The 17,696-nt window shown below is 67.5% G+C and carries 15 protein-coding genes and 1 riboswitch; of the genes, 13 read left to right on the plus strand and 2 right to left on the minus strand.

Annotated elements, in window-relative coordinates; genetic code table 11:
- Positions 1-178: 178 nt before the first annotated feature.
- The gene (gene pepN, locus QFZ94_RS16800) at positions 179-2,875 is read right to left on the minus strand and encodes an aminopeptidase N (RefSeq protein ID WP_429458313.1); all 2,697 of its coding nucleotides are present in this window, start codon (positions 2,873-2,875) and stop codon (positions 179-181) included.
- A gap of 323 nt (positions 2,876-3,198) precedes the next feature.
- Between pepN and QFZ94_RS16805 the strand changes: the two genes are divergently transcribed.
- Positions 3,199-3,888, plus strand: coding sequence for a DUF4136 domain-containing protein (locus QFZ94_RS16805; RefSeq protein WP_410851913.1), 690 nt, complete (start codon positions 3,199-3,201; stop codon positions 3,886-3,888).
- 1 nt (position 3,889) lies between these two features.
- Here the strand turns inward: QFZ94_RS16805 and QFZ94_RS16810 are convergent, their stop codons facing one another.
- The gene (locus tag QFZ94_RS16810; RefSeq protein WP_368584905.1) at positions 3,890-4,462 is read right to left on the minus strand and encodes a TMEM165/GDT1 family protein; all 573 of its coding nucleotides are present in this window, start codon (positions 4,460-4,462) and stop codon (positions 3,890-3,892) included.
- A 10-nt stretch (positions 4,463-4,472) separates the two neighbouring features.
- Positions 4,473-4,686: riboswitch (yybP-ykoY riboswitch) on the minus strand.
- 496 nt (positions 4,687-5,182) lie between these two features.
- Between QFZ94_RS16810 and QFZ94_RS16815 the strand changes: the two genes are divergently transcribed.
- The 12 genes from QFZ94_RS16815 to QFZ94_RS16870 are packed head-to-tail and all read left to right on the plus strand — an operon-like array spanning position 5,183 to position 17,693.
- Entirely contained in the window at positions 5,183-5,908 is a 726-nt protein-coding gene (locus tag QFZ94_RS16815) for a beta-ketoacyl synthase chain length factor (protein WP_429458316.1), read from the plus strand.
- A complete protein-coding gene (locus QFZ94_RS16820) occupies positions 5,892-6,686 on the plus strand; it encodes a 1-acyl-sn-glycerol-3-phosphate acyltransferase (protein WP_410851915.1) in 795 nt (264 codons plus the stop codon). Before QFZ94_RS16815 ends, QFZ94_RS16820 begins: the two co-directional genes overlap by 17 nt.
- Positions 6,661-6,966: a phosphopantetheine-binding protein gene (locus QFZ94_RS16825; RefSeq protein ID WP_176105339.1), complete on the plus strand. Its 306-nt coding sequence runs from the start codon at positions 6,661-6,663 to the stop codon at positions 6,964-6,966. Before QFZ94_RS16820 ends, QFZ94_RS16825 begins: the two co-directional genes overlap by 26 nt.
- On the plus strand, positions 6,963-7,214 hold the full coding sequence (locus QFZ94_RS16830) for an acyl carrier protein (RefSeq protein ID WP_013090186.1): 252 nt from the start codon (positions 6,963-6,965) through the stop codon (positions 7,212-7,214). The genes QFZ94_RS16825 and QFZ94_RS16830 overlap by 4 nt, the downstream gene beginning before the upstream one ends.
- Complete coding sequence (locus QFZ94_RS16835; RefSeq protein ID WP_429458318.1) at positions 7,214-7,882, plus strand: hypothetical protein; 669 nt, start codon at positions 7,214-7,216, stop codon at positions 7,880-7,882. The genes QFZ94_RS16830 and QFZ94_RS16835 overlap by 1 nt, the downstream gene beginning before the upstream one ends.
- Complete coding sequence (locus tag QFZ94_RS16840) at positions 7,882-9,579, plus strand: AMP-binding protein (RefSeq protein ID WP_429458320.1); 1,698 nt, start codon at positions 7,882-7,884, stop codon at positions 9,577-9,579. The genes QFZ94_RS16835 and QFZ94_RS16840 overlap by 1 nt, the downstream gene beginning before the upstream one ends.
- Positions 9,579-11,315, plus strand: coding sequence for a glycosyltransferase family 2 protein (locus QFZ94_RS16845; protein WP_429458322.1), 1,737 nt, complete (start codon positions 9,579-9,581; stop codon positions 11,313-11,315). The genes QFZ94_RS16840 and QFZ94_RS16845 overlap by 1 nt, the downstream gene beginning before the upstream one ends.
- A complete protein-coding gene (locus QFZ94_RS16850) occupies positions 11,302-12,921 on the plus strand; it encodes an HAL/PAL/TAL family ammonia-lyase (protein ID WP_429458324.1) in 1,620 nt (539 codons plus the stop codon). Before QFZ94_RS16845 ends, QFZ94_RS16850 begins: the two co-directional genes overlap by 14 nt.
- Positions 12,918-13,358, plus strand: a complete 441-nt coding sequence (locus QFZ94_RS16855) for an acyl-CoA thioesterase (RefSeq protein WP_368584899.1) — start codon at positions 12,918-12,920, stop codon at positions 13,356-13,358. The genes QFZ94_RS16850 and QFZ94_RS16855 overlap by 4 nt, the downstream gene beginning before the upstream one ends.
- The gene (locus QFZ94_RS16860; RefSeq protein WP_429458326.1) at positions 13,346-14,029 is read left to right on the plus strand and encodes a LolA family protein; all 684 of its coding nucleotides are present in this window, start codon (positions 13,346-13,348) and stop codon (positions 14,027-14,029) included. Before QFZ94_RS16855 ends, QFZ94_RS16860 begins: the two co-directional genes overlap by 13 nt.
- Complete coding sequence (locus tag QFZ94_RS16865; RefSeq protein WP_429458327.1) at positions 14,029-16,512, plus strand: MMPL family transporter; 2,484 nt, start codon at positions 14,029-14,031, stop codon at positions 16,510-16,512. The genes QFZ94_RS16860 and QFZ94_RS16865 overlap by 1 nt, the downstream gene beginning before the upstream one ends.
- A complete protein-coding gene (locus QFZ94_RS16870; protein WP_429458328.1) occupies positions 16,509-17,693 on the plus strand; it encodes a beta-ketoacyl-[acyl-carrier-protein] synthase family protein in 1,185 nt (394 codons plus the stop codon). Before QFZ94_RS16865 ends, QFZ94_RS16870 begins: the two co-directional genes overlap by 4 nt.
- Positions 17,694-17,696 lie beyond the last annotated feature (3 nt).

Below are 17,696 nucleotides of genomic sequence, written 5' to 3' on the forward strand. Positions count from 1 at the left end.
GTAAACCATTAAACGTGTGCGTATACTTTCTCCCCGCCGAGGTCCGATGAACAGTCGGCCAAATGGCTAACGGCGTGCCACGACCGGGTGAGCGCAGCCCATCAACGAAAAAGCTGCGCGAAAAAAAGCCGGCAACGCGTGCCGGCTTTCCGATGCGACTCGAGAACTCAGCGAGGCATCACGCCAACGCCTTCTCGACGATTTCGCGCACGTCGCGCGACTTGACCTGCGCGGCCACTTTCTCGAGCGCCGCACGCATGCTGTCGCGCAGCGCTGGCGTGAAGCGTCGCCACAGCTCGAGCGAACGCGCGAGGCGCGCGGCCACCTGCGGATTGAGCGCGTCGAGCGCGATCACCTGCTCGGCCCAGAATGCGTAGCCGGAGCCATCTGCCGCGTGGAACTGCGCGGGGTTCGCCGCGCAGAAGCTGAAAATCAGCGAACGTGCCCGGTTCGGGTTCTTCAGGTTGAAGGCCGGATGCGTCATCAGCTTGCGCACCGTATCGATCACCGGATGCTGTGCGCCGCCGCGCTGCGTGGCCTGCAACGCGAACCATTTGTCGATGACGAGCGGCTCTTTCTCGAAGCGTCGATAGAAGTCGTCGAGCGCGTGCTGCGCCTCGGGGCTGCCGCCTTGCGGCGCGGCCGCGTTGAGCAGCGCCGACAGCGCGGCCGCGCGGTCGGTCATGTTGTTCGCGGTTTCATATTGCGCGGAGGCAAGGCGTACGGCGTCCGCGGAATCGTCGAGCTCGGTCAGATACGACAGCGCGAGATTCTTCAGCGCGCGATGACCGGCGGCCTCCGGCGTCGCCTCATAGACGCCCGGCGTGCGATGCTGCTCGTAGACCTTGAGCCAGTCGTCACGCAGCGCATTGGCGAGGCGCTTGCGCACGAACTGCCGTGCCGCGTGCACCGCGGCCGGGTTCGACTCGGCCATCTGCTCGGCCAGATACGCTTCGGACGGCAGCATCAGCGCGAGTTCACGGAATGCCGGCGACAGCGTCTCGTCGGTCAGAACGCGCGCGAACGCGGCGACCACCGAGTCGTCGAGCTGCAGCGCCGCGCCCGTGGCCGCGCGCGTGGCCAGCGCGAGCAGCTCGCGGGTGGCGAGCCGCTGGCCGGCCTCCCAGCGGTTGAACGGATCGCTGTCGTGCGCGAGCAGGAACGCGAGCTGTTCGGCCGTGTAGTCGTATTCGACGATCACAGGTGCCGAGAAATTGCGCAGCAGCGACGGCAGCGGTTCCTGCCCGACGTTGACGAACGTGAAGGTCTGCTCGGTCTGCGCGAATTCCAGCACGCGCGTGGTCGAATCCGACGCCTTTGCCTCGCCGTCGAGCTGCAGCGGCAGATCGCGGCCGTCGTTGCCGATCAGACCGATCGCGAACGGAATCAGCAGCGGACCCTTCTGCGTTTCGCGCGCGGCGGGCACCGCGTCGCCGTAGCCTTGGCGCAGCGTCACGCTGTAGCGCTGCTGCGCGTCGTCGTAGCGCGTGCGCACCGACACGCGCGGCGTGCCGGCCTGGCTATACCAGCGCTCGAATTGCGCGAGGTCGCGGCCGTTCGCGTCGGCGAGCGCGTGACGGAAGTCGTCGCAGGTCACGGCCTGGCCGTCGTGACGCTTGAAGTACAGGTCCATGCCCTTGCGAAAGCCGTCGCGGCCGAACAGCGTCTGATACATCCGCACGACTTCCGAGCCTTTCTCGTATACGGTCATCGTGTAGAAGTTGTTGATCTCGACGTAGCTCTCCGGGCGCACCGGATGCGCCATCGGACCCGCGTCCTCGGCGAACTGCATCTGGCGCAGCACCCGCACGTCCTCGATGCGCTTGGTCGCGCGCGCGGCTTCGTCGCTGGCGCCGCCTGCCATGTCGGCCGAAAACTCCTGGTCGCGGAACACGGTCAGGCCTTCCTTCAGGCTCAGCTGGAACCAGTCGCGGCAGGTCACGCGGTTGCCGGTCCAGTTGTGGAAGTACTCGTGGCCGACCACCGCCTCGATGTTCGCGAAGTCGGTATCGGTGGCCGTTTCGGGATTCGCGAGCACGTACTTCGTGTTGAAGATGTTGAGCCCCTTGTTCTCCATCGCGCCCATGTTGAAGTCGCTGACCGCGACGATCATGAAGCGGTCCAGATCGAGTTCGAGCCCGAAGCGCTCTTCGTCCCAGCGGATCGAGTGGATCAGCGAATCCATCGCGTGACGGGTCTTGTCGAGATCATGCGGCTCGACCCACACTTGCAGCAGCTTTTCCTTGCCCGAGCCGGTCTTCACGCGTTCTTCGAGCGCGACGAGCTTGCCCGCGACGAGCGCGAACAGATAGCTCGGCTTCTTGAACGGATCTTCCCAGCGCGCGAAATGACGGCCGTCGGGCAGCTCGCCTTCTTCGAGCAGATTGCCGTTCGACAGCAGCACCGGATAGTCCGCCTTGCTCGCGCGCAGCGTGACCGTGAAGCTCGCCATTACGTCAGGGCGGTCGAGGAAGTAGGTGATGCGGCGAAAGCCTTCGGCTTCGCACTGCGTGAAGAAGTTGCCGCTCGACACGTACAGCCCCGACAGCGTGGTGTTTTCCGCGGGATTGCAGATGCTCGTGAGAGTCAGCTCGAAGCTGTCCGGCACGTTGTCGAGCAGCAGGCCGTGCTCGTGCGGATGCGCGTTCGCAAACGGCTTGCCGTCGATTTCGGCGCTGACGAACTCCAGCTGCTCACCCATCAGTTCGAGATGCGCGGCACGCGACGCATCCGGGTTGCGGCGCACGCGCATCGTGTTCCTGACGACCGTGCGTTCGGGGACCAGATCGAACTCGAGCGCGACGGTGTCGATCAGGAAGGCGGGCGGCGCGTAATCGGCGCGGCGGATCACATTGGGCGTTGCGGTATCGGCCATGGTGTTCTTTGGTGGTGTACTCGAGCGGTCGAGCGCGCAAACGGCGCGCGAGCCGGGCTTGGTCGACTCATTGTACAAAGCCTCGGGCAATCGTGCGGAGGGGAAGGGGGCCCAGTTTCGGCGCCGGGCAGCGCGTCCGGTTTCGACGGGCAGGGCAAGAACCTTTTGCTGGCTGCCGAGGTCAGCGTAATATCGGGCGCCGCGCGTGGCGGAGACCCGGCAGCGTCAGCCGGCGAGCGCTTCGCGCGACGGAATAATCGCGGCTGAAGCAGAGTTTTAACCGAAGCAGAATAGATGCAATCAGAGGCATCACGAGGCAGACCATGAATTTCGATCGATGGACCCGCCGCGTCGCGTTGCTGTTCGTCGCGCTGAGCGTGCTGCTGTCCGGCTGCACGACCTACGTGACGACACAGGTCACGGCGTTCTCCGACTGGACCGGCAGCGACTCAACCCGCACCTATGCGTTCACGCGCCACGAGGATCAGAAGAACAATCTCGAACTGAGCGCCTACGAGCGGATCGTCGCAAACGAGCTCGCCGTGCACGCGTTCCGCGAAGTCCCTCACGACGACGCGCGTTATCTCGTGGAGCTCGCCTATGGCATCCGCTCGGATGTCGTGACCGTCGCGCAGCCGGTCTACTACAACCCGTGGCCCGGCCCTTACTGGGGCCGGCCGTTCGATCCGTGGGGTCCGTGGGGGCCGTTCCCGGCGACATACGTGAACCAGAGCTACCCGGTGTACACGCATCTGCTCGGCATCCGGATCACCGAGCGTGCGAGCGGCCGGGAGGTCTACAACGTGACGGCGCGCAATTTCGGCGAGGAGTCGTCGCTGGTGCGGGCGATGCCTTATCTGGCGCGTAGCGCGCTGGCGGACTTCCCGCTGGCCAACGGCGCCGTGCATACCGTGAAGATCCCGCTCGGCGGCGGCGCGGCTGCGAACGAAGTGTCTCTGCCAGCGGCGCCGCCGCCCGCAGGTCCGGCGCCGGCGCCGAAGCCGGCGCAGTAGCTCAGACCCCGACCCCGAACAAGGCCATTGCGCCCAGCACGACGAACATCACCGCGGCGATGCCGTGCACGAGCTTGGTCGGCAGACGATGCGCGAAGCGGTCGCCGAGCAGGATCGCCGGCACGTTCGCGATCATCATGCCGAGCGTCGTGCCGGCCACCACGCCGAAGAAATCGTGAAAGCGCGCGGCGAGGGCGACCGTCGCGATCTGCGTCTTGTCGCCCATCTCGGCAAGGAAGAACGTGACGACCGTGGCGCCGAACACGCCGAAGTGCGTGCGGTTCGTGTTGGCTTCCTCATCTTCGAGCTTGTCTGGCACCAGAATCCACAGCCCCATGCCGATGAACGACGCCGCCAGCGCCCAGCGCATGACGGTCGGCGTCAGCATCGAGCCGAGCCACGCGCCGAGCGCGCCGGCGCCTGCGTGATTGATCAGCGTCGCCGCGAGCACGCCGAGAATAATCGGCATCGGCTTGCGATAGCGCGCGGCGAGCACGAGCGACAGCAGTTGAGTCTTGTCGCCGATTTCGGCGAGCGCGACCGCGCCGGTCGAAATGAGAAAAGCTTGATTCACGTTGAATGGATTCCTCGGGCCGAAGATGAACGAGCGACGACCCACGACACGCCGGGCCCTGTTGCGGCGCGTGTGGATCATCGGTCTCGCCAGGCCAGAGGCTGCGACTGCCATGGCCGTGCTGGCCAAGTGTGTTGACAGGCGCCCCCGCGAGCCACACGTGCGACGCACCGGCGAAGCGGTGCGGACGTGCCGCGGGGCGGCTACTCCCCAATGAGGGGCGGAGTATAGCAGGCGCCGCAGCATCGTTGTGACGAATGTTATTCGGGCGCCGACGACGCGGCGGGGGTGTTTTCGCTCTACGACGTATTGCGCGAAAGACCAATGAAAGGTTTTTTGCTCGCTTCTGTCGGCGTTGGCACGCCAGCGCCGACGCGCGAAAACGGCCTTCCGGTGCGTCGCCGCGGCCGGCTGCGTCAAATCGTCTAACAATGTGTTGCGCGGCAGGCGCGGATACAGATGGATACGTCTTTCCTCGACGATTTGCTTCAAAATACCCGGCACTATTCGGCCACAAAAGGAGCTCGATCCGCCATCCACCGCACCGATTGTCAGGGGCGCCTGACAAATCAGGCCCGATCGCCGGTGCTGCATTCCCATGCCAGCAGACCGGTCGATCCCGGCTGGAACCCCCCGATCCGCGCGGCGCCGCTCGCTGTGACGGCTCTGTATTCCGTCAGGCGCTCGAGCCCCTTTCCCGTTTCTACGCGCGAACACCATATGCCCGATCTGCACTGGACCATTCCGGTCGGTCGCTGGTCTAGCTGGCCGGCTACCTCGCCTGCCGCACCCGATGTCGGCTTTATCGAGCCGATCGTGCGGCGGCGTCTCAGCACGCTGTCCAAGGTCGCGCTCAAGGTCGCGCACGACTGCGTCGCGCAGGAACCCGCGCGCGTGGTTTTCGCGTCGCGGCACGGGGAATTGCGGCGCACCACCGACATCCTGCGCAGCATCAGCGCGGGCGAACCGGTGTCGCCGACTGCTTTCAGTCTGTCGGTGCTGAACGCGATGACCGGCGTGTTCGGGATCGCGCGCGGCGACCGCTCGGCCGCGAGCGCGGTATCGGCTGGTGCGCAGACGCTCGGCTATGCGCTGCTCGAAGCGTACGCGCAATTCGCGGCACAACCGGACGTGCCGGTGCTGCTCGTCTATGCCGACGAACCGGCCGATCTCGCGTACGGCACGATCGAAGACGAAGTGCACGGCGGCGCGATCGCGGTGTTGCTCGACAAGGATGCGGCTGCAGGGCACGTTGTTTGCTCCCTGACCCGCACCGACGAAGCGGTGGCCGGGCAACCCGGCGAGCGGCGAACCGCACCGAGCGGCGCCACGAGCTTTCCGACCCAGAGCCAGGCGCTGCTGCACTGCCTCGAAACCGGCCAGCCCGCACGCTGGCAGCGCGCCGGCGCGCTGTGGCACTGGAGGTGGGATGAGCGCGCGGCTTGATTACGCGTGGCGTTTTTGCGCGACCGGCCTCGCCTTCGTCGCGTTCGGCGTGTGCGGCGTGCTGTTTTCGGTGCTCGTGTTTCCGCTCGCGTGGTTGTGGCCGCATCGCGCGTCCCGGCAGCGTGTCGTGACCGTCGTGATTCACCGGTTTTTCCGCGCGCTCGTCGCGGTGCTGCGGGGCCTCGGCGTGATGGAACTCGAAGTATCCGGGGCCGAGGCGTTGCGCGCGGGCGGACCGGCGATCGTCGTCGCGAATCACCCGACTTACCTCGACGTGATGGTCCTGCTGTCGCTGACGCCGCGCGCATGCTGTGTCGTCAAGCACGCGCATTGGCAAAACCCGTGTTTCTGGGGCATCGTGCGCGCGGCCGAATACGTGAGCAACGCGGACGCGATTGCGCTCGTCGAGGCGGGAGCCAGGCAGCTCGCGGCCGGTTACACGATGATCATTTTTCCCGAAGGCACGCGCAGCCCCGCGCCGAACCGGCTTCACGCGTTTTCGCGCGGTTTCGCGCACATGGCGCTGAAGGCCGGTGCGCCGATCGTGCCGGTGTTGATGGATTGCGATCCGCCCGCGTTCACGCGGCAGATGCGCTGGTACCACGTGCCGGCGCGCGCTTTCCGGATGCGCGTGAACGTGCTCGCGCCGCTTGGCGTCGCCGAGCTGGCCGCGCACGACACCACCGCGGCCATCGCGGCGCGCAGCGTGACGAATGCCGTAGAAGCCCACATTACCCAGCACCTGTTCGATTATGGATTCTTTAAAACTGGAAATTAAAAAGCTTCTGATCGAAGCCCTCGATCTCGAAGACCTGAGCCCCGCCGATATCGACGACGATGCCCCGTTGTTCGGTTCCGACGGCATCGGTCTCGATTCGATCGACGCGCTCGAAATCGGCATCGTGCTGCGCAAACAATACCAACTGACCATCGCGGCGAACGACGAACGTACCCGCGAGCACTTTCGCTCGATCAATACGCTCGCCGCGCTGGTCGCGAGCCAGCGCGAAGCGGCGCACGCTGCGAACGAAACCGCAAGGAAGGGGATTGAATCGTGACCGAGACTGAGATTCTCGAGCGCATCCGCGCGATCTTTCAGGAAAACTTCGCGATCGAGCCGCAGCGCGTGACGCCCGACGCTCATCTGTTCGAAGACCTCGATCTCGACAGCATCGACGCGGTCGATCTCGCGATCAAGCTGCAGGAGATGACCGGCCGCCGCATCAAGCCGGAGAACTTCAAATCCGTGCGCACGGTCGGCGACGTGATCGGCGCGGTCGAATCGCTGCTCGCGGCGCAAGGCTGATGCGGGCCGCGCACTCGCGCATGCAGATGCCGGAGCCACCTCACGCCGCAAGCGGGTCCGGCGCGCGGCCTCGCTGGAGCAGGACCGTCGTGCTGGTGCTGCTGAAACTCGCTTACCCCGTGCTGATCCTGTGTGCCTGGCGCTGGGATGCGCCGCGTCTGGTCGGCGGCATGCTGCTCGTGACCTTGTGGCTGCAGCGCTGGGCCGGCGGCGGTCCGCTCGCGATTCCGCTGCGGCAGCTTTCCAGACTCGACTGGAGCGTGGTGGCGATGCTGAGTTGCGCGTCGGCGACGATCGTCGTCACCGATAGCGAACTGCTGCTGCGCTTCTATCCGTTGCTCGTCAATCTCGGTTTGCTGATCGCGTTCGGCGCGACGCTCGTGCGCGGGCCGTCGATGATCGAAAAATTCGCGCGCCTCGGCAGTCCCGATCTGCCGCCCGGTGCGGTGCACTATACGCGGCGCGTGACCCAGGTGTGGTGCGCGTTCTTCGTGCTGAACGGCGCGTTCTCCGCCTATACCGCGCTCTATTGGAGCCGCGCGGCCTGGTCGCTGTACAACGGCGCGATCGCCTATGTACTGATCGGCGTGCTGCTGGCGGGCGAATACGTGTGGCGACGCCTGTTCGTGCTGCCGCGCGCCGCGCGCGCGGATTCGGAGTCGGCCTGATGATCGCGTTGCATGATCTGTTGTCGGCCGATGCCGCGCTCGCAACGCCCGCCGCACCGGTGTGCCGCGACGGCGCCGTGCTGCTCGATCGCGCGGCGTTTCGCGCGCGCGTCGCTGGCTTGATCGAACTCGTGCAAACGCACGACTCGCGGCGCTGTGCGCTTTGTATCGACGATCCGTTCGAGTTCGCGTGCGCGTTGTTCGCGCTGTTCGCGTGCGGCAAGGAGCCGGTGATTCCTGCCAGTGCAACGCCGGGCTACCTTGCCGATCTCGCTGACGCGTACGACCTCCTGCTGACGGATGCGGATCTGCCGCCGTTCGTCGCAGAGACGCATGCCGTCACGGCCAACACCGCGCTACCGATCGACCCCCGCGCGCCGCTGACGCTCTACACATCCGGCAGCAGCGGCGCGCCGAAGCCGATCCGCAAGGCGCTCGCGCAATTCAACGCCGAAGTCCACACGCTCGAACAGCAGTGGGGCGCATTGCTCGGCGACGCGACGATGCTCGCGAGCGTGCCGCATCACCACATCTACGGTCTGCTGTTTCGCGTGTTGTGGCCGCTCGCGGCGGGCCGCGCGTTCGATCGCGCAATCGGCACGGAGCCGCTGCAGCTGCAGGCGCGCATCGCGCAATGCGGCGCGACGGCGGTCGTGTCGACGCCCGCGCAACTGTCGCGCTGGCCCGCGTTGCCGGGCTTCGCCGCGCTCGCGCCCGCGCCGCGCGCGTTCTTTTCGTCGGGCGGCCCGCTCGCGGCCGACGCCGCGCAGGCCTATGCGGCGAGCTACGGCGCGGCGCCGCTCGAAATCTACGGCAGCACGGAAACCGGCGGAATCGCGTGGCGGCGTCAGGATCAGGGCGACGCGTGGCAGCCGGTCGCCGGCGCCGAGGTGCGCCGCGACGACGACGGCGCGCTGTGCGTGCGCTCGCCGCATCTCGATCACGACGGCTGGCATCGTACGGGCGATCGCATCGCGTTCGACGCCGATGGGCGCTTCCGCTTGCAAGGGCGCCTCGACCGCGTGCTGAAGCTCGGCGGCAAGCGCGTGTCGCTGCCGGAGCTGGAGGCGCGTCTCGCGTTGCATCCCTATGTCGCGCAGGCGGCGCTGGTGCCGCTCCAAGGCGCGACGCGCGAACGGGTCGGCGCAGTGGTCGCGCTGACCGAAGCGGGCGGCGCGACATTGCGTGATGAAGGCCGCGTCGCGCTCGCGAAAACACTGCGCCGGCATCTGGCCGATTACTTCGATGCGGTCGTGCTGCCGCGTCACTGGCGTTTTCGAGTGAGCCTGCCATTCGACGCGCGCGGCAAGCTGCCTGGGAGCGCGGTCGCGGCCGCGTTCGCGCCGCTCGCCGAGGGTATGGAAGTGCTGGCCGAAACGCGCGTCGGCAACACGCTGCACTTTGTGCTGCGAGTGCCGCCGTCGCTCCAGCATCTCAGCGGCCACTTCCCGGGCCTGCCGATTCTGCCGGGCGTCGTGCAGGTGGACTGGGCGGCGCGGCTCGCGGCCGGGCATTGGCCGCGGGTGCGCGCGGTGGCGTCGGTCGATCGGCTGAAGTTCATGGCGCCGGTGTTGCCCGGTGCGGTGCTCGAGCTCACGCTCGCCTACGATGCCGCGCGCCGGCGCGTGCAGTTCGCGTACCGGCTCGACGGTCGCGAATGCGCGTCGGGCGTGCTCGTGCATCGGGAGGACGCGTGATGAAGTTCGCGCCCTGCATCGTCATTCCGATCTACAACCACAAGGACGCGATCGGCGCGACCGTCGCCAATCTCGCGGTGCACGGCTTGCCGATCTTCGTCGTCGATGACGGCAGCGACGAGCCGACCCAGCAGGTACTCGCCGCGCTCGCGCTGCGATACGCGCAGCAGATGACGCTGCTGCGTCTGCCCGAAAACGGCGGCAAGGGCGCGGCGGTGATGGCGGGCCTGCGCGCGGCGCGCGCCGCGGGCTACACGCACGCGCTGCAGATCGACGCCGACGGCCAGCACGACGCGACCGACGTGCCGCGCTTTCTCGATGCCGCGCGCGCCGAACCCGACGCGGTGATTCTCGGCCGTCCCGTGTACGACGACAGCGTGCCGAAGGCACGTCTGTACGGCCGCTATCTGACCCACGTATGGGTGTGGATCGAGACGCTGTCGCTGACGATCCGCGATTCGATGTGCGGCTTTCGTCTGTATCCGCTCGCGCTCGCATGCGAGCTGATCGACAGCGTCCGGCTGCCGACACGCATGGACTTCGACATCGAGATCCTCGTGCGACTGCACTGGCGGCGCGCCGCGTTCCGCTCGATCCCGACGCGCGTGACCTACGCGGCCGACGGCGTGTCGCATTTCGACGTGCTGTGGGACAACGTGCGCATCAGCCGCAGCCATACGCGGCTCGTGTTCGGCATGCTGTGTCGTCTGCCGCTGCTGCTCGCGCACAAGCTGATGCCGCGCCGCGGCGCGCTCGCCGACACAGCGGACGAACCCGCCGGCGATCCCCGGCCCGAAGCGTGGTGGCGCATCGCCGAACGCGGCAGCCGCCTCGGCATGAGCCTGCTCGCGCTGAGCTGCAAGCTGTTCGGCCGCCGCTTCACCGCACTGTGGCTGCATCCGGTCGTCGCGTATTTTCTGCTGACCGGCCGCGCCGCGCGCGCCGCATCGGCCAACTACTTCGCGCATCTGAACGCGGTCGCGCCGTCGGCGAATACGCCGCGCCCGGGGTGGCTCTCCGCGTATCGCCATATGCTCGCGTTCGCGCAATCGGGCTTCGACAAGCTCGCCGCATGGACCGGCCGCGTCGACGACACCGACGTCACGTTCGACGATGCCGCGGCATTCGAAGCCTTGATCGCGAGCGGCAAGGGCGCGCTCGTAATCGGCGCACACCTCGGCAATCTGGAGATGATGCGTGCGCTCGCAATCCGCGGCGATCACGCGAAGGTCACGGCGGTCGTCTACACCGAACATGCGCGGCGCTTCAACGAGGTGCTGGCGGCGTCGAATCGCGAGTTCGCGCGGCATCTGCTCGAAGTCGGCGACTTCGGTCCCGAGACCGCGGTGCTGATGCAGCAGCGCATCGATGCGGGCGAGCTGCTGGTGATCGTCGGCGACCGGGTGCCGGCGCGCGAGGCGGGGCGCACCACCGACGCGCAATTTCTCGGCGCGAGCGCGCCGTTCGCGCAAGGGCCCTACGTGCTCGCGCATGCGCTCGGCTGTCCGGTCTACCTGTTCTTCTGCCTGAAGGAACGCGACGGCTATCGCATGTACTTCGAACCGTTCGCCGAGCGCATCGAGCTGCCGCGCCGCGAACGCGCGCAGCATCTGGCCGCGTGGGCGCAACGCTACGCGCTGCGCCTCGAACACTATTGCCGCAAGGCCCCATATCAATGGTTCAACTTCTTCGATTTCTGGGCCGGCTCCGAGCGAGGCGCGAATGGCCGATCATGATCTGAACGATGTGCGATCCGCACCCGTTGTAGCGAATGCCGCTTGCGCTGGCGACTGCGCGCCGGTCGTCGTCGGTGCGCGCCGACTGACGATCGAAGAGGTCGTCGCGATTGCGCGGCAGCGCGCGTGCGTCGCGCTGAGCGACGACCCCGCATGGCGTGCGCGCATCGAGCGCGGCGCGGCGTTCCTGCGTCGCCAGTTGGCCGCCGGCGCGACCGTGTACGGCGTCAACACCGGTTATGGCGACGCCTGCGTGGTCGACGTGCCGATGGCGCTCGTCGAGGCATTGCCGCTGCAACTGACGCGTTATCACGGCTGCGGCATGGGCGCGTATCTCGACGATGCGCAAACCCTCGCCGTGATCGCCGCACGTCTGAATTCGCTCGCGTATGGCTTTTCGGGCGTGCGCACGGCGCTGCTCGAACGCCTCGCGGCGTTGATCAATCATCGCGTGTTGCCGCGCATTCCGTCCGAGGGCTCGGTCGGCGCGAGCGGCGATCTGACGCCGCTGTCGTACGTGGCGGCGGCGCTCGCGGGCGAGCGCGACGTGCAGTACGCCGGCGCGTTGCGCGCGGCGCGCGACGTGTGGGCCGAGCTGGGTGTCGAGCCGCTGACGCTCGCGCCGAAGGAAGGCCTCGCGCTGATGAACGGCACCGCCGTGATGACGGGTCTCGCGTGTCTCGCGGTAGCGCGCGCGGAGCACCTGACGCGGCTGGTCGCCCGTCTGACCGCGCTGGCGACCGTCGCGCTCGACGGCCGCGCCGCGCACTTCGACGCGACGCTATTCGATGTGAAGCCGCACGCGGGCCAGGCCGAAGCGGCCGCGTGGATCCGCGCCGATCTGGCCGGCCGCGCCGACACGCCCGGGCATCGTCTGCAGGACCGCTATTCGATTCGCTGCGCGCCGCATGTGATCGGCGTCGCGCGCGATGCGCTCGGCTGGGTGCGCCGCGACGTCGAAAACGAGCTGAACAGTGCGAACGACAATCCGCTCATCGATCCCGACAACGAACGCATCTTGCACGGCGGCAACTTCTATGGCGGCCATATCGCGTTCGCGATGGATGCGCTGAAGGTCGCCGTCGCCAATCTGGCGGATCTGATGGACCGGCAGCTCGCGCTGCTGGTCGATGTCAACTTCAACAATGGCTTGCCGCGCAATCTGTCGGGCGCGGCGCCCGAACGCGCGGCGATCAATCACGGTTTCAAGGCCGTGCAGATTTCATCGTCCGCCTGGAGCGCCGAGGCGCTGAAGAACACGATGCCCGCGAGCGTGTTCTCGCGCTCGACCGAAGCGCACAATCAGGACAAGGTCAGCATGGGCACGATCGCCGCGCGCGACTGCCTGCGCGTGCTCGAATTGAGCGAGCAGGTCGCCGCCGCGCACACGCTCGCGACGGTGCAGGCCGTGCGTTTGCGCTTGCGCATCGATAGCGCGACGCCGCTGCCCGCGCCGCTGCGCGCATTCATCGACGAGATAGGCGCGCATTCGCCCTTCGTCGACGAGGACCGCGCGCTCGAAGGCGAGCTGCGCGCGCTGACCGCGCGCATTGCCGCGTGCGAACTGCTGGACATGATCGACGATCAGGAAGGAGTCAAGCTATGAGCGAGCCCGCGAAAACGCAGCACGTGCTCGCCGCGAGCGCGACCGTCGAAGTGCCGTTTCACGACGTCGACGCGATGAACGTGTGCTGGCACGGCAATTATCTGAAGTACTTCGAGTTGGGCCGCGCGGCGCTGTTGCGCGCGTTCGACTACGACTATCGCCAGATGCGGGCGTCCGGCTATCTGTGGCCGATCGTCGAGGCGCATCTGAAGTACGTGCGGGCCGCCGTGTACGGACAGAAGCTCGAAGTGCGCGCGCAACTGCTCGAATACGAAAACCGCCTGAAAATAGGCTATGAAATCGTCGATTGCGAATCGGGTGCGCGGCTCACGAAGGGCTATACGATCCAGGTCGCCGTCGATGCCGCCACCGAGGAATTGCAGTTCGTGTCGCCGCAGGTCGTATTCGACAAGCTGGAGCGCGTATGGGGACGATGAACCGACGTGCGTCCGTGTCGCGGATCGCGGGCGTGATCGGCATGATCGGCGCGCTGTGCGTGCCCGGATGGGCAGCACCGGCGCATGCGGCAACGGCTAACACTGCGCCGGCCAACGCCGCGCTCGTCTCACAGATCGCCGCGCATCTCGCGCAGCCCAAGGGCGTGCGCTCGCAATTCACGCAGACGCAGACGCTCGCCGCGATGAAGCAGCCGCTCGTCAGCAACGGCACGTTGCTGTTCTTCCGCGAGCGCGGCGTGATCTGGCAAATCGACACGCCGTACAAGGCCACCTACGTGATCACCGACGCCGGTGTCGCGCAGGTCGACGCCAGCGGCCGACGTGTGAGCACACATGGCGCACAGGGCACGCGCGGCGTCGCGCAGGTGTCGAAGATGATGCGTGCGATGCTCGGCGGCGATCTGTCGGCGCTGTACTCGCAGTTCGACGTCAGCGCCGAAGGCAGCGTCGCGCAATGGCGCATGCGCCTCACGCCGAATCAACCGCAGCTCGCGCAATCGATCAAAGGCCTCGACATGAGCGGCGGCGATTATCTGCAAAGCCTGCGCATCACGCTCGCGAACGGCGACGTGACGAAGCTCGAGTTCGCGAACAGCACGGCCGTCGCCGAGCCGACGCCGGACGAGCGCAGCCTGTTCGGAGCGCCGTGATGGAGATGCCGCAGCAGCGAGCCGCGAAACGCGCATGGGGCGTGCGCACCGCTTGGCTCGTGCTCGCGCTGCTGGCGGCGCTGTATTGCGGCTGGCGCTTCGCCGGACCGTCACCGCTCGAAACCAATCTGCTCGCGCTGCTGCCCGCGACCGAAGCGGACCCGGTCGCCGAAAAAGCGGTCGACACGCTCGCGAGCGCGCTCGGCGATCGCACCGTGCTGCTCGTCACGAGCCGCGACGATGCGCACGCGAAAGCGGCCGCGAAGCAACTGGGTGCGTCGTTGCGAAAGAGCGGCGCATTTGCGTCGGTGACGGCCGAACTGCCGCCGTTCGACCTGTCGCAGATCGCGGCGCTGTATCTGCCGTACCGCTTCGGCCTGCTCGCGCCGGCCGATCGCACCGCACTCGCGAGCGCCAGCGCGACGACGCTGCACGACATGCTCGCGCAGCGCATCTACAGCCCATTGCAAGGCGGCCTCAGCACGCAACTCGCCGACGATCCGTTCGGCTGGCTCGAACGCTGGCTCGGCGATTTGCCGCTCGCGACCACGAATCTCGAAGTCGAGGACAACCTGCTGGTGTCGCATCGTCACGACGCGCAAGGCGACACCACCGGCGTGCTGATCATCGCGACGCTGCCGGGCTCCGCTTATGAAACGAAGACGCAGCGCGCGGTGCACGCGGCGCTCGCCGACGCGGAAAATACGTTGCGCCGGGCGTTCCCCGATGTATCGGTCGCGCGCACCGGCGCCGTGTTCTACGCCGAGGCCGCGCGCAGCGCTGCCGAACGCGAGGTGCACGTGATCGGCATCGCGTCGCTATGCGGCATCGCGCTGCTGATGATGTGGGTTTTTCGCTCGCCGCGTCTGTTGCTGCTCGGCTTCGTCTCGACCGCGCTCGGCATCGTCTGCGCGCTCGCGGCGACGCTGCTGATCTTCGGCAAGCTGCATCTGTTGACGCTCGTGTTCGGCGCGAGCCTGATCGGCGAGGCCGTCGACTATTCGATCCAGTATTTCGTCGTTTATCTCGGCGCGGGCCGCGACTGGGATGCGCGGCGCGGCGCGCGCAGCGTGCGGCCCGCGCTGAGCGTGGCGCTGGCGACGAGCCTGCTCGGCTACGCGATCCTGATGTGGGTGCCGTTCCCCGCGTTGAAGCAGATCGCGTGCTTCGCGATGGTGGGCATCACGACCGCGTTCGCGTCGGTGCTGTGGCTGCTGCCCGCGCTGCTCGCGCGCGCGCCGAAGCGCAGCCCGCGACGCGTGTTCGCGGGCGCGGCGCGGCTGCTTGCGCGCTGGCAGCATGCGCTCGGCGGCAAGCGTGCGCCGCTGGTCGCCGCGCTGCTGCTGATCGCGTCGGCGCCCGGCTGGCTGCGTCTGACCAGCGACGACGACATCCATCTGCTGATCCAACGCGATGCGTCGCTGGCCGCGCAGGAAGATACGGTGCGCGCAGCGGTCGGCGTCGATAACAGCGCGCAGTTTTTCGTCGTACGCGGCGCGACCCAGGAAGCGGTGCTGCAACGCGCCGAAGCGCTCGGCGCGAAGCTCGATGCGCTGAACGGCACCGCGGATAGCGTCGGCGGCTATCAGTCGATCGCGCAGTTCGTGCCGTCCGCGCAACGTCAGAACGAAGATCGCGCGCTGCTTGCACAGCATGTGTTCGACGACACGGCCGCGTTGCGCGCGACGCTGCTGCAAGCGGGCTTCAAGGACGAAGTCGCCGAGGCGTGGCTCGCCGGCTTCGCTCAGCCGCCCGCGCCGCTGACCGTCGAGCGCTGGCTCGCGGCGCCTTGGTCGCAGCCGTATCGGCATTTGTGGCTCGGCGCGGTGGGATCGAACGACGCGAACCAGGCGCATGAAACAAGCTATGCGGCCGTCGTGATCCCGCAAGGCGTGACGCCGCGCAACGAGCCCGCGCTGATCGCGCTCGCTCAAGGCCTGCCCGGCGTCGTGTTCGTCGACAAGGCCGCGAGCGTATCGAAGCTGTTCGGCGCGTATCGCGTGGATAGCGGCTGGTGGCTCGGCGGCGCGCTCGTGCTCGTGTGCGCGCTGCTGATGCTGCGCTACGGGGCGCGCGGCGGTATCGCCACGACCTTGCCCGTGTTGTTCGCGGTCGGCGTCGCACTGGCGGTGTTCGGCTATGCGGGCGTGCCGCTCAATCTGTTCAACTGGCTCGCGCTGATGCTGGTGCTCGGCGTCGGCGCAAACTATGCGGTGTTCCTGCGCGAAGGCTGCGCGCGCGCGGACGCGGATCTCGGCGCGGTGTGGACCGGCGTGCTGCTGTCGGCGGCGACCACGTTGTTGTCGTTCGGCATGCTCGGCGTCAGTGCGATGCCCGCGCTCCGGAGTTTCGGCACCACGCTCGCGCTCGGCATCGCGGTTGCCGTGTTGCTCGCGCCTATCGGCATGCCATCGGCGCAGTCATCGGCGCAGTCATCGAATAAGTCATCGGGCAAGTCATCGGAATCACGGAGGGCGGGATGAAAGCGCCAACAGTCTATTTGCACGCGCTCGGCATGATCAACGCGCTCGGTGGCGACGTCGAACAGATCGTGCCGGCGCTCGCTGCCGCGAATTCGCCCGGCATGGGCAACGTGCATACCGGCATCGGCGACGCGTTCGTCGGCAGTGTGCTCGCGCCGCTCGAACTCGCGCCGCGGGCCGATCTCGCGCGCTACGACTGCCGCAACAACCGGCTGCTGCTCACGGCGCTCGCGCAGATCGCGCCCGCGATCGAAGCCGCGCGCGAGCGCTACGGCCCGGAGCGCATCGGCGTCGTGCTCGGCACCAGCACGTCGGGCATCGAAGCGGCCGAAACCGCGTTCGTCTATCACGCCCGGGCCGGCGAGCTGCCAGAGAGCTTCAACTACCGGCAGATGGAAATCGGCACGGCCGCGCCATTCGCGGCCGCCGCGCTCGGCGTGCAGGGACCGGCGTTTACGATTTCGACCGCGTGCACGTCAAGCGCGAAGGCGTTCGCGTCGGCGCGTCGGCTGCTGCAATTGCGGCTGTGCGATGCGGTCGTCGTCGGTGGTGTCGATTCGCTATGCGAATTGACGGTGCAGGGCTTTGCGTCGCTCGAATCGACCAGCAGCGCGCGCACCAATCCGATGAGCCGTAATCGCCGCGGCATCAACGTCGGCGAGGGCGCGGCCGTGTTCCTGATGAGCCGCGACGAAGCGGCGGTGCGGCTCGCGGGCGTCGGCGAATCGAGCGACGCGCATCATATTTCGGCGCCGGACCCGCAGGGCGTCGGCGGCGAACTCGCGCTTCGCGACGCGCTCGCGGACGCGGGCGTCGCGCCGTCGGCGGTCGGCTATGTGAATCTGCACGCGACCGCCACGCAGAAGAACGACGAAATGGAAGCGCATCTGATGGCGCGGGTCTTTCCGGACGGGGTCGCCGCGAGCGGCACCAAGCCGCTGACCGGCCATCAGCTCGGCGCGGCCGGCGCGACCGAACTCGGCTTCGCGTGGCTCACGCTCGCGCATGAGAACGCGACGCTGCCGCCGCATCTGTGGGACGGCGAAGCCGATCCCGCGCTGCCCGCGCTCGATCTCGTCGCCGGCGCGCGCCATCTGCCGCGCGGCACGGGCACGCAGTACGCGATGAGCAATTCGTTCGCGTTCGGCGGCAGCAATGTCAGCCTGATCCTCGCCCGGTAAAGC

Source organism: Paraburkholderia sp. JPY465 (assembly GCF_050436725.1).
Taxonomy (GTDB): Bacteria; Pseudomonadota; Gammaproteobacteria; order Burkholderiales; family Burkholderiaceae; genus Paraburkholderia; species Paraburkholderia youngii.